At 51.1% G+C, this 11805-nt stretch carries 11 protein-coding genes; 8 read left to right on the top strand and 3 right to left on the bottom strand.

What is annotated here, in order from left to right:
• The first annotated feature begins 48 nt into the window (after positions 1-48).
• Entirely contained in the window at positions 49-1425 is a 1377-nt protein-coding gene (locus EFB08_RS22220; protein ID WP_123129189.1) for an APC family permease, read from the top strand.
• Between the two features lie 71 nt (positions 1426-1496).
• Positions 1497-2480 (top strand): aldo/keto reductase, encoded by a 984-nt coding sequence (locus tag EFB08_RS22215; protein WP_123129188.1) that lies wholly within the window; start codon positions 1497-1499, stop codon positions 2478-2480.
• A 52-nt stretch (positions 2481-2532) separates the two neighbouring features.
• Here the strand turns inward: EFB08_RS22215 and EFB08_RS22210 are convergent, their stop codons facing one another.
• Complete coding sequence (locus tag EFB08_RS22210; protein WP_123129187.1) at positions 2533-3483, bottom strand: NADP-dependent oxidoreductase; 951 nt, start codon at positions 3481-3483, stop codon at positions 2533-2535.
• A gap of 288 nt (positions 3484-3771) precedes the next feature.
• Between EFB08_RS22210 and EFB08_RS22205 the strand changes: the two genes are divergently transcribed.
• The 4 genes from EFB08_RS22205 (at position 3772) to EFB08_RS22190 (ending at position 7427) form a co-directional block, all read left to right on the top strand.
• Positions 3772-5235 (top strand): aminoacyl-histidine dipeptidase, encoded by a 1464-nt coding sequence (locus EFB08_RS22205; RefSeq protein ID WP_123129389.1) that lies wholly within the window; start codon positions 3772-3774, stop codon positions 5233-5235.
• 88 nt (positions 5236-5323) lie between these two features.
• Positions 5324-6394: a coiled-coil domain-containing protein gene (locus EFB08_RS22200; protein WP_123129186.1), complete on the top strand. Its 1071-nt coding sequence runs from the start codon at positions 5324-5326 to the stop codon at positions 6392-6394.
• A gap of 174 nt (positions 6395-6568) precedes the next feature.
• Complete coding sequence (locus tag EFB08_RS22195) at positions 6569-6760, top strand: CsbD family protein (protein WP_123129185.1); 192 nt, start codon at positions 6569-6571, stop codon at positions 6758-6760.
• Positions 6761-7010: 250 nt separating this feature from the next.
• On the top strand, positions 7011-7427 hold the full coding sequence (locus EFB08_RS22190; RefSeq protein ID WP_123129184.1) for a hypothetical protein: 417 nt from the start codon (positions 7011-7013) through the stop codon (positions 7425-7427).
• Between the two features lie 152 nt (positions 7428-7579).
• On the opposite strand, the gene EFB08_RS22185 is transcribed toward EFB08_RS22190, so the two are convergent.
• Positions 7580-7894, bottom strand: coding sequence for a hypothetical protein (locus EFB08_RS22185; protein ID WP_123129183.1), 315 nt, complete (start codon positions 7892-7894; stop codon positions 7580-7582).
• Between the two features lie 241 nt (positions 7895-8135).
• Between EFB08_RS22185 and EFB08_RS22180 the strand changes: the two genes are divergently transcribed.
• On the top strand, positions 8136-9431 hold the full coding sequence (locus EFB08_RS22180; RefSeq protein ID WP_123129182.1) for a TCR/Tet family MFS transporter: 1296 nt from the start codon (positions 8136-8138) through the stop codon (positions 9429-9431).
• Here EFB08_RS22180 and arsC read toward each other — a convergent pair.
• The gene (arsC, locus tag EFB08_RS22175) at positions 9421-9762 is read right to left on the bottom strand and encodes an arsenate reductase (glutaredoxin) (RefSeq protein WP_123129181.1); all 342 of its coding nucleotides are present in this window, start codon (positions 9760-9762) and stop codon (positions 9421-9423) included. The two genes, EFB08_RS22180 and arsC, sit on opposite strands and share 11 nt — an antisense overlap.
• 544 nt (positions 9763-10306) lie before the next feature.
• Here arsC and EFB08_RS22170 point away from each other — a divergent pair.
• Positions 10307-11659, top strand: coding sequence for a hypothetical protein (locus EFB08_RS22170; RefSeq protein ID WP_123129180.1), 1353 nt, complete (start codon positions 10307-10309; stop codon positions 11657-11659).
• The last annotated feature ends 146 nt before the right edge of the window (positions 11660-11805 follow it).

The raw sequence follows: 11805 nt of genomic DNA, 5'->3' as shown, positions 1-11805 counted from the left end.
ATATGCATCTTTAGGCCCTGATTTCCTCTTATCTGATTCAACGATTACATGTCTGCTCCTCACTTAGAACGCCGCTTGGGTCTGGCCCAGGCCACCGCCATCAACATGATTGACATGGTGGGCATCGGGCCGTTTATCACCTTGCCCATGGTTATTGGCATGATGAACGGGCCCTACTTTCTGTATGCCTGGATTGCGGGCGCGGTGCTTTCCATTGTGGATGCCATGATCTGGAGTGAATTAGGGGCCGCTTTCCCAAGGGCGGGCGGAAGCTACAATTTCCTGAAAGAAGCTTACGGCGAACGCGGCGCGGGCCGGTTCATGAGTTTCCTGTTTGTGTGGCAGACCATGATCCAGGCCCCGCTGGTGATTGCCTCGGCGGCCATTGGGTTCGCCTCTTATTTCTCGTATTTGGTGCCTTTAACAGATATCACTTCCAAAGTAGTAAGTGGCGGAGTGGTGATTATGATTGTAGTGCTGCTTTACCGAAAGATTGAATCTATTGGCAAGATCAGCGTGCTGCTGTGGGTGGGGGTGCTGCTCACCATGGCCTGGATCATTGGGGGCGGCCTGGCGAACGGAAACTTCCTGCAACCCCTCCGCGAAATGAACGAGGGGCTAACGGTGAACTACGGCTTTGTGGCAGCTATCGGGTTTGCGAGCGTAAAGACGGTGTACAGTTACCTGGGTTACTACAACATCTGCCATTTAGGGGCCGAAATCAAAAACCCGACCCAAAACATCCCGCGCAGCATGTTTTACTCTATTGCGGGCATTGCGGCGCTGTACCTGCTCATGAACATCAGTGTGGTGAGCGTGGTACCGTGGCAGGAAGCAAAGGAAAGCGAGTTTGTGGTGAGTCTGTTCATCCAGCGGCTCGCCGGAAACACTGCCGCCACCGTGGTCACGGTGTTGATTCTGTGGGTGGCCTTCGCCTCGGTTTTCTCGGCCACCTTGGGCTACACCCGCATTCCGTACGCGGCTGCCGCCGATGGGGCTTTCTTCAAGGTCTTCGCCCGGCTGCACCCTACCAAGCATTTTCCGCACATATCGTTGCTGTTTCTGGGCGGCGTGGCGTTTGTGTTCAGCATGCTGTTCCGGCTGAGCGATGTTATCAGCGCTATCCTGGCTATGCGGATTCTCATTCAATTCATGGGGCAGGCCGTGGGCTTGCTGATCCTCCGGAAACAGCGAAGCAAAGCCGATTTCCCCTACAAAATGCCCCTTTTCCCGGTTCCAGTCATTGTAGCGTTGCTCATGTGGGCGGCCATTCTACTCTCTACGGGTACTACCATGGTGATTTCGGGGCTGGTGGTGATTTCGCTGGGGGCGGTGGTCTATTTCATCAAAGCGAAACTGAAAAGCGAATGGCCATTTAAAGCCAACGCATCAGATCAGGAATTTGAAACTCAGTCCCGTTCTTAAGGTTGCTTTTCTGTCCGGTTTTGGGCTCTTTTCGTAAAAAGAGGTTCTAAACAGAGGAAACCAAAACTGCTATGACCTTTAGAGAACTAGGAAATACCGGAGTAAGCGTATCAGCAATCGGGTTGGGCTGCATGGGCATGAGCCAGGCCTACGGCACCCGCGATGATGCCGAGTCTATTGCCACCCTGCATCGCGCCCTGGAACTGGGCATCAACTTCTGGGACACCGCCGATGTCTATGGTCCGCACCACAACGAGGAACTGATCTCGCAGGTGCTGGTGCCCAACCGCGACAAAATCTTCATCGCCACCAAATTCGGGTTCATCCAATCCTCCGACGGAAAAATGGGGTTTGATGGTTCACCGGCCTACATGCGCACCGCCGTGGAAGGTAGCCTCAAACGCCTGAAGGTAGACGTCATTGACCTGTACTACGCCCACCGCATTGACCCCAACGTGCCGGTAGAGGAAATGGTAGGCGCCATGGCCCAACTGGTGCAGGAAGGAAAAGTACGTTTCCTGGGTTTGTCTGAAGCCTCTGCCGCTTCTATCCGGAAGGCACACGCCGTGCACCCTATTACGGCGGTGCAATCTGAGTACTCGCTGCTTACCCGGGAAGCCGAGAAAGAAGTCATTCCACTATGCCAGGAACTGGATATGGCGTTTGTGCCCTTCAGCCCCTTAGTGCGCGGATTGGTAACGAACACCGTTCAACTGGAAAGCCTGCCCGAGGGTGACATGCGCAAATCTTTGCCCCGCTTCCAGAACCAGGAGAACTGGGACAACAATCAGAAACTGGCCCAAGCCTTCGCAGAGTTCGCTCAAAACAAGAACTGTACTCCGGCTCAGTTGGCCTTGGCGTGGGTCCTATCTCAAAGCGAGAACATCATTCCTATTCCCGGCACCAAACGCAGAAAGTACCTGGAGGAAAACGCCGCTGCCCTAGATGTGCAACTCTCCATGGACGATATCAAAGGGTTGGAAGATCTCCTGGCCAAATACCCGCACGTGGGCGAACGCTACAATCCAGATCAATACAAGTTGGTAAATAATTAACCTACTTTATTTTAGGTGTGTTTTGACCAAAACACACCTAAAATAAAGTAGGTTACGGCACCACCACAATCTTGCCTTTGGTATGATGACTGGCAATCTGGTTTAAAGCTTCAACGGCCTGGTCCAGAGGATAGGTGTCACTCACATGCACTTTCAGGATTCCGGCCTCGGCCAGTTCGCGCAGGTGTTCCAGTTCAGTGGAGTTGGGTTCTACAAAGACATAGGTAAAGTCAATGCTCTTGTCCAGGTTTTCGCCGGTGTTCAGGATAGAGACCAGCTTACCGCCAGATTTCAGGGCGATGAGGCTTTGTTGCAGGGTCTCGCCGCTGGCTGCGTCAAAAATCAGGTCAACGCCGTCTGGAAAGAGTTCTTTCACGGCCTCTCCAACGTGCGTACCGTTATAATCAAGGGTGTGGTCAGCGCCCAATTCTTTCATGAAGGTGTGGTTTTTCTGGCTGGCTACGCCGATGACCGTGGCTCCTTTCCATTTCGCCAGTTGAATACCCAGATTCCCTATTCCGCCCGAAGCGCCCAGAATAAGCACGGTTTGCCCGGCTTGCAGTTGGCCTACATCAAACATGGATTGGTACGCCGTGAGGCCAACCAGCGGGATGCCGGCTGCTTCCTCAAAGCTCAGGTTTTTGGGTTTATGGGCCAGGTAACTCTCCGGAATCACAAGGTACTCGGCGAAGGTTCCGTGCTGTACGGTGGGTCTTCGGGCATAGGCGTAGACTTCGTCGCCTACGTTGAACCGCCGGGAACTGAACCCGCGGTCTTCTACCACGCCGGCCACATCCCACCCTGGAATAGCCGGATACTGCATGGGTAATTTGCTGCTTAGCCAACCGGCCAGCACCGCATTGTCTACGGGGTTCACGCCGGCGGCTTTTACGCGCACCAAAACTTCGCCTTCCTGCAGGGCCGGAATCTCCAGTTCCCCGATCTTTACTTGATCTGGCCCGCCAAAAGCTTCGTAATAGGCTGCTTTCATCTTTTTTGCCATACTTCAATGGGGTAATGAATGATAAAAAGAGTGTTTGTATTCTCTTGGTTTACCCTTAATCCCGGGAAGTAGTTCTACTGAATTGAACATCGGCGGAGCCGAGAGGTTGGAGAAGAGGTGGGTTTTGGCCCTACTTTCCAGAAAACAGCCTGCAAACCGATTCAGGAATATTGGCACCTTTGCCCGGCAGGAATCCGTACTGTTTATTACCTTTACCCTAAGAAGACTACCCGCACCGCTCCAGACCGAGGCCTTCCTGCTTCCCTCAGGGCGAATTCACATGACTATATGAGCACTCAGATAGAATCTTTAGAACCAAAATCCCTGTGGCAAAACTTCGCAGCCCTGAACGCCGTGCCCCGTCCGTCTAAAAAAGAAGAACGCGTCATCAAATTCATCCAGGACTTCGGGAACAGCCAGGGGTTTGACACCATCACCGATGAGGTGGGAAACGTCATCATCCGGAAACCGGCATCGCCGGGCATGGAAGACCGCCAGACTGTGGTACTGCAAAGTCACCTGGACATGGTGCACCAGAAAAACGCCGATACCGACTTTGATTTCAACAGCCAAGGCATAGAGATGTACGTGGATGGTGATTGGGTACGCGCCAAAGGCACCACGCTGGGCGCCGATAACGGCATTGGCGTAGCCACGCTCATGGCCTTGCTGGTCTCCCGTGACATTGCACACCCGCCGCTGGAATGTTTGTTTACCATTGACGAGGAAACCGGCATGACCGGGGCCATGGGCTTGAAAGGCGGACTGCTCACCGGCACCATCCTGCTGAACCTGGATACCGAAGATGACCGTGAACTGACCATTGGCTGTGCCGGCGGCGTGGATGTGACTGCCACTGGTTCTTACAATGAAGAACACATTCCTTTTGATTTTGCGGGCTACCGCCTCAGCATCACCGGCCTGACCGGCGGCCACTCGGGCATGGATATCCATTTAGGAAGAGGCAACGCCAACAAGCTCATGAACCGCATTCTGTACCAGGCCGCATCTAAATTCAACGCCCGCGTGTACAGCATTGACGGCGGAAGCCTGCGCAACGCCATTCCACGGGAGTCTTTCGCGGAGGTTGCCCTTCCCGAAGCCAAAGCCGACGTTTTTGAGCAGTTTATCTTAAAACAGGCCGAAATCCTGCAAGCCGAGTACGCCCTCACTGATGCCAACCTGCAACTGCAGGCCGAACCCATTGACTTGCCTGAGTTCGCTATTTCCTATGATTTCCAGAATCAGCTGTTGCGCGCGCTGTACGCCTGCCCTAACGGCATCCACCGCATGAGCCCGGCTATCTCTGGTTTGGTGCAGACGTCTAACAACCTGGCCCGCGTGCTGGTGAAAGACGGAACCTATTCCATTCAGTGCCTCACCCGTTCATCAGTAGACACCGAGAAAGCCGATCTGGCCCAGGCCATCCAGAGCACGTTTGAACTGGCGGGCGCCGCCGTCACCCAGAAAGGTTCTTACCCCGGCTGGACTCCCAACCCAGACGCTACTATCGTCAAGACCATGACGGACCTTTACCAGCAGATGTTCCGGGAAGCTCCGCACGTGAACGCCTGCCACGCCGGTCTAGAATGCGGTATTCTGGGCACCAATTACCCGGAGATGGAAATGATTTCCTTCGGCCCTAACATCACAGGGGCGCATTCACCCGATGAAAAGGTACAGATTAGTTCGGTACAAAAGTACTGGGCTTTCCTGCTGGAGACCCTGAAGCAGATTCCGGTGAAAGCGTAGATTAAACCTACAGTTCTATTTTCGAAAAGACCTCATAGACCCAATATCTGTGAGGTCTTTTCTAGTAAAGCATTTACCTTACCTTCCAATGTCCGAAAAGGAAAACCCTGAGTCCCCGCACTTGCCGCAGTTCACGCCACAGGAGAAAGTCTCCCTCTCTGAGCTTCAGCAGCAGTTCAACGCCAGCATCCAGACCATTGACCACCTTAAGGCTCAGTTAGCGGAGCGGGCTAAAATCATAGAAATGGCGCGGGTGCGGGTGCAGAAAGAGGTGCAGCCCTTGGTGCAGGAAATGGTAAAACGCCGGGTAGCTCTGGTGCATCTCCTGGACGAAGCGCTGCATCAGGAGGATTTTCCGAGGCTGGAGAAAGAAAAGTTAACTGGCTTTATCAAAGACCAAGCTTCTACGCTGGTGCATAATTACCACGCAGAGGAACTCACCGAGCTTCTGCAACGCTACACCCATCCTCAACCTACCTCAGAACAGGAAAACAACGCAACTAAGGCAGAAACCCAGAACCTGCTCAAGAACGTGCTGGGCCTAGACGTGAACCTGGAAGACCTTTCAGATTTGCAGTCGTTCCAGGCCCGGTTAGAGCAGCAGATGCAGGAAGAACAGGACAGACGAGAGGCCCAGCGCCTGCATCGGCAGAAATCAAAGGCCCAGCAGGCCAAAGAAGCCAAGTTGAAAGCCCAGCTGCAGAACATCAGCAAGGCCAGCAGAAGGCTCTATACCACCCTGGCCAAACTCCTGCACCCCGACCGCGAACGGGATGCCGCCGCCCAGGTCTGGAAAGAAGAGGCCATGAAGAAAGTGACCATCGCTTACCACCAGGATGATTTTTTTGAATTGCTGCGGCTACAGATGGAGTTCATGCACGAGCAGGAACAATTGTTGGCCCAGGTGCCCGAAGACCAACTGACGTACTATGTGCACCTGCTGCGGGAACAGATTCAGGATATGGAAGACGAGCACAGCAACTACTACATGAGCCCAGATGCGCAGCTGTACCAGGAGTTCGGCGGCACGCCCAAGCAAATGGAAGCCAAGTTCAGAAACGCCAAGAAAGGGCTCCGGGAGGAGATCCAGCAACTGGACTTTGCCCTCACCGATTTCAAGGAGGTTGATTCAGTGCGGGATTTCTTAAAACGCCTGTAAAACGGGTTGTAGCTGTACCAAAAATACTTATCTTAGGTGAAACTGCGCGAAGTGGCGCAGCAGACCAGAAGGTTGAAGGGTTTATAGCCGCAGAAACCACGAGGAACCAACTTCCTTTCTATTATCTGCGTATATACATACATCTCTATATGTCACCCTTTAAATACTGTCACCATGCACGAAGCAGAATATAGAACACGCGGAAACTGGAACGAGGTCAAAGGCAAAATGAAACAGGCCTATGGCGATCTTTCCGATGACGATCTCGCCTATGACGAAGGTCAGGAGGATGAGTGGCTGGGCAAGCTCCAGCAGAAGATAGGGAAGGCAAAACATGAACTAAAGTCCTGGATTGACTCTCTCTAAGTTTAATCTAATGTGTTAATCCCCTGCTCAGCCTGTCCGGTAGAGCGGGGATTTTTACTTTTAACCCCAAGGACTTCCCCCGTTTCCCCCCCGATTTCGCTAATCTGGCCCTAAAACAAACCTCTGCTACAAAACTTCTTTTCTGATACTACTATCATTTTCCAGATGTGCAGAATTTATAGAAATTTCAGCCTCAAGCTGATGGGAAAATGCCCTGAAATCTGGTTCTTTGCTTCCCGAAACGCTACCCATGATTCTATATCAGAACGGTCTACTGCAGTTAGACTATGAACCGGCCACCGATGTCTTGCATGTGACCTTGCCCAGTGCCCACCTCTTTGGGGTCTCTGAGTTGCAACGCTCCCTGGACACCATCGCCAGCTACATTCAGAGCTATGATGTGAAGAAGTTGTTGCTTAACAGTTCCAACACCGTGCTCCATGACCTGGATGACGCCTCCTACCGCGAAGTGGTGGCCAAGTTCTTTACAGACCTTAAACGAACCAGGCTGCAAAGAATAGCCCGGGTGGGTACTTCTACCGCCTCCCATGAAGACCGTTCTGCCAGGATCACCTCCACCCTAAAACAGGAACTCTACGCCCCTTTCGTCTTGGAGACTTTCCCCAATGAAGGAAAAGCTTTTCAGTGGCTTCTGGAGAAAAACTAAAACCTGCTTTCCGGCTCTTTTCCTGAAAAGGCAGTAAAACCGTAGCCTTACCTAAAGGGTAGAAATTGGTTTAAAGGCACGTTCACGTTTTGCCATAAAAAAACAGACCTGCTCTTTTGAACAGGTCTGTCATTCATTTGGAAAGGGAGGTCCTAGTTTACCTGGGCTATTTGTATGGACGGATGCGCTTTGGCAAACACCTGGAACGCCACTTTTTGTCTGTCATTTAAAACTTCCAACACCGCCGCCGTGTACTTTTTGTTGATGGCAGCAACCTCCACCGAAGAAGTTTGAGTCTCTTTTAATCTTGCTTCCTCCAGAAGTCTGATCTTTAGATACTGGGCCTCATGTAGCTCTAAGCAATTGGCAATTTCGCGGGCAGTCTGAATGGCTGTAGTTTGGTTATCAGCTAGTGCTGCTCCGGTGCATACTAAGAAAAGGGCTAAGGATAGTAGATAGTTTTTCATAATACAATATTTAATGTGGTTTTTTTCTTTTGTTTACACAAATATGTAGACCCTACTTGATATGATATAAAATTTTAGTCAAATGTTTATATAAACAAGTTTAACCTTTCTATTTACCGGTTAAAGTTTTCTACCAAGCCTGTTCGGCAGGGCTCATCTTCCTGTTTTCAGTTTGTTTTTATTCCGTTTCTTTGCTGAATCCCTGATCTTTAATCGCACTTTTAAGGAACATTGAATTGGTATGAAAGAGAAAAAACCAGCGGCTTTAGGGTTCATTTTCGTGACCTTGCTCATAGATGTCATCGGGTTCGGGATTATCATTCCGGTGTTGCCCAAACTCATCAGTGAACTGATCAATGGCAGCCTGAGCGAGGCTTCTCTGTATGGTGGTTGGCTTATGTTCGCCTATTCCATGACCCAGTTCCTGTTCTCGCCGGTGCTGGGCAACTTGTCTGATCGGTACGGGCGTAGGCCGGTGCTTCTTTTCTCCCTTTTCGGTTTCGGGATAGATTACATTCTGCTGGCTTTGGCCCCAAACATAGGCTGGCTATTTGTGGGAAGGATTATTGCCGGAATCACCGGGGCCAGCATGACCACGGCCACGGCGTATATCGCAGACATCAGTACTCCCGAGAAACGGGCGCAGAACTTCGGGATGGTGGGCGCGGCTTTCGGGTTAGGCTTTATCATTGGCCCGGTGATTGGCGGGGTGCTGGGGCAGTTTGGGTCGCGGGTGCCGTTCTATGCCGCGGCGGCCATCACGCTGCTCAACTGGTTGTACGGTTACTTCATTCTACCGGAATCCCTTGCCCAGGAGCACCGCCGACCGTTTGACCTGAAACGCGCTAACCCAGTGGGCTCTTTGCTGCAACTCAAGCGGTACCCCGTTATTGCAGGGTTGGTGGGTTCCCTTATTTTCGTGTACATCGCGGCGCACTCTACGCAGAGCACCTGGTCTTATTATACCATGGAGAAATTCAAGTGGAACGAGGCTTGGGTAGGATACTCCTTGGGCGCGGTGGGGTTGATGGTGGCCATTGTGCAGGGCGGGCTCATTCGGTTTATCAACCCGGCTCTGGGGCCTAAACGGTCGGTGTACTATGGGTTGGGGCTCTATGCGTTGGGATTCCTGCTTTTTGCGTTTGCCTCCCAGTCCTGGATGATGTTTGCTTTTCTGGTGCCCTATTGCCTGGGCGGAATTGCCGGACCGGCCTTACAGGGCATCATCTCCACGCAGGTCCCGGCCAATGAACAGGGCGAGTTGCAGGGCGGCCTTACCAGTTTGGTGAGCGCCACCTCTATTGTGGGTCCTCCGCTTATGACACATCTTTTCGCGTATTTCACCAGCCAGGAAACTCCGGTGTATTTCCCGGGAGCGCCTTTTCTCATGGGTGCCGGGCTTACCCTTATCAGCGTAGTACTGGCCGTCAGGTCATTGTCTCAGCATGACTTGCAACTGACTACGGTAGCCCCTGCCGAGCCTATTGGCCCATCCCCGGATGAAGCTCCGGCCATGGCGACTGGCCTTAAAGAATAGTCAGGACGTTTTCCGGCGGACGGCCAATGACGGCTTTCTCTCCGTTCACCACGATGGGCCGTTCAATAAGGATGGGGTTCTGCACCAGCACTTGCAGCCACTCTTCCTGGGTTAGGTGCTGGGTGGCGTATACTTCCTTGTACAGCTTCTCCCCTTTCCGAATGATGTCTTCGGGTCCCAGGTTCAGTTTTGCCAATACTTCCCTTAGTTCTTCTACCGAGGGCGTTTCTGTAAGGTAGGAAACAACCTGTACTTCCTGACCACTGGCCTGAAGCAGTTCCAAGGCCTGTCGGCTTTTGCCGCATCGGTTGTTATGGTAGATGGTGATCATTTCAGGAAGTAATTAAGTTTTGGGCTTACAATCCAATAAAGCTGTTTTCAGGGTAACTGCTGCCGTTTTCCCGGGTCCTTCCAACAGCCAACGGGTTTACTTCCTCAAAGATAATCGTAGGAAAGTAAAACCAAGCCTAAGTTCCTACACTCTTATTATAGATGCTTTAGAGCTTCTTACCTACCAGGGTACGTTCTACAATAACACATTGCCTGATGTTGTTTGCCAAAAGCCCCAAGCCTATGAAATAAGAACAGGTGCTTTGGAGCCCTTTTGGGGAAAACAGCCCCAAAGCACCTGTTAAGATCGAGAAATCCTATTCTACCCGGTTGCCCAGAGTAAGTCCTGAATCTTCTTCCGCTTTAGTTCTCCCTTCATTACCAAAAAGACTTTCCAGAAAAGAATCAGAGCCTTTAAAGGCTACTTGACAGAACAAAATCCTTATTCCTTAAACTTTACTATAGAACTATGTTAATAAATTGTTAAATTTATTAAATATCCCAGTACCAAGAACTAGTATTTCAAAAGGAAAACAGTACCCGGTATGAAAACATCATCTTCTGAGATTCGCCTTCCTAAGCGGCAGTTGGTTATTTTCCTGGCTCTGATTTTTTTTCTGAATCTTGTCTTTATTGCCGGAACCTGGGTCTTTACCTGGTACTACAATTCATTTACGTTCGTCTCCAGAGAAGAATTTCAGGTAGTTTTCCAGAAACCCACCTTCCTGGTTTTAAGCCAGTTCAATTTGGCCAGCGAGAACGTTGTTGCCACCTGGTACTCCTCTATGCTTCTTTTGATAAGTGGCCTAGGCTGCCTGCTCTGTTTTATTTCCGATACGGTTTCCTTCACCCAGGCCAAGGAAAAGGCTCTCAGCTACGGATGGCTGGGGCTAAGTTTCATTTTTATCCTTCTTTCTGTTGATGAAGTGGGGTCCTTCCATGAGACCATTGGAGATTCGGCGGTGTTTAGCGTATTCGGCAATGACTTCGTTTGGGCCGCTTTTTACTTTCTGATTGCGTTGGTAGGGCTGTACATGGTAGGCTTTGGACTCATCCGGCTAAGGAGCAACAATATTGCCTTTCTTGCCTCCGCCGTGGGAGTTCTGCTCTTTTTAAGCAACCCCTTTCAGGAATACATTGAAATCAAGGCCTATGAGGAAGCCGCCAACCCAGCATCGTGGCACCGGCCTATTGGTTTACTTCTGCTGGAGGAGGGTACAGAGCTATTCGGGTCCTGGAGCTTTATGTTGGCCACATTCGTTTATATGTCTGGTTCTCAAAGAACAACCGGCGAAAAGAAAACAGGGTCCGTTTTGGGGGCTTTCCTACCCCTGCCTTATTCGCGGAAGCAATTCCTTGGGGCTATTCTTCTAGTGGTTTGTGCCCTAAGCCTGATTCTGGCAACCGTCCTTGCCTATGACCAAGGCCCGAAGGATGCGGAGGCGGGCATTCTTGAGAACTGGTTTCCAAGTGCTTTGGCGTTTGCCGTTGCTCTATTTTGTTTCCATAAGGGTACCCTGAAAACGATTTCGGGAAGTATCTACCTTGCCTTGGCTATTTTAAGCATGGGCATTTCTGCGTTCTATGGGAGCAATGTCTTTCAGTACTACTTCTTTTGGGGAACGGGGTTGACCTTTGGTCTGCTCTTCAGGGCTTTCATGGCTTTAACATCCTTCGCCATAGCCATGGTTCTTTGGAGACAAGCCTCATCCCCTTCATCCCGAATCACCTTGCTCTTGTGGGCTCTTTTCCTCTCTGCGGCCTTTTTTATAGGCAGGGAATCCTCTTTAGAGTTTGTTTTTATAGCTTACTCCCTGCTTGCCCTTTCTTTGGCTTCTTCCTTCAAGCAAACCTTGGCGGCTTCACCGAAACCTTCGGTGAAGGTTTATAAACTCTAAAATTCACCCCTGCCTTTTGGTCGGTAGGCCAGGCTCCTTAAAAAGATTAGCATCTTTTCCCTTTTAGGGTGTATCCTTCCCAAAGAGTGTTTTTGGCTGGGGTTTCGGTGGATGAATGGAATGGTCTCTGAGGAACAAAATTGCAA

Source organism: Rufibacter latericius, assembly GCF_003721515.1.
Lineage (GTDB): Bacteria > Bacteroidota > Bacteroidia > Cytophagales > Hymenobacteraceae > Nibribacter > Nibribacter latericius.
Note: the sequence above shows the minus strand (reverse complement) of the source record. Positions and strands in the feature narration are given on the sequence as shown.

What these genes read in the sequence shown, in the direction of transcription:
- EFB08_RS22220 (WP_123129189.1), top strand. Translation starts at nt 49, where the DNA reads ATGTCTGCTCCTCACTTAGAACGCCGCTTGGGTCTGGCCCAGGCCACC.
- EFB08_RS22215 (WP_123129188.1), top strand. Translation starts at nt 1,497, where the DNA reads ATGACCTTTAGAGAACTAGGAAATACCGGAGTAAGCGTATCAGCAATC.
- EFB08_RS22210 (WP_123129187.1), bottom strand. Translation starts at nt 3,483, where the DNA reads ATGGCAAAAAAGATGAAAGCAGCCTATTACGAAGCTTTTGGCGGGCCA.
- EFB08_RS22205 (WP_123129389.1), top strand. Translation starts at nt 3,772, where the DNA reads ATGAGCACTCAGATAGAATCTTTAGAACCAAAATCCCTGTGGCAAAAC.
- EFB08_RS22200 (WP_123129186.1), top strand. Translation starts at nt 5,324, where the DNA reads ATGTCCGAAAAGGAAAACCCTGAGTCCCCGCACTTGCCGCAGTTCACG.
- EFB08_RS22195 (WP_123129185.1), top strand. Translation starts at nt 6,569, where the DNA reads ATGCACGAAGCAGAATATAGAACACGCGGAAACTGGAACGAGGTCAAA.
- EFB08_RS22190 (WP_123129184.1), top strand. Translation starts at nt 7,011, where the DNA reads ATGATTCTATATCAGAACGGTCTACTGCAGTTAGACTATGAACCGGCC.
- EFB08_RS22185 (WP_123129183.1), bottom strand. Translation starts at nt 7,894, where the DNA reads ATGAAAAACTATCTACTATCCTTAGCCCTTTTCTTAGTATGCACCGGA.
- EFB08_RS22180 (WP_123129182.1), top strand. Translation starts at nt 8,136, where the DNA reads ATGAAAGAGAAAAAACCAGCGGCTTTAGGGTTCATTTTCGTGACCTTG.
- arsC (WP_123129181.1), bottom strand. Translation starts at nt 9,762, where the DNA reads ATGATCACCATCTACCATAACAACCGATGCGGCAAAAGCCGACAGGCC.
- EFB08_RS22170 (WP_123129180.1), top strand. Translation starts at nt 10,307, where the DNA reads ATGAAAACATCATCTTCTGAGATTCGCCTTCCTAAGCGGCAGTTGGTT.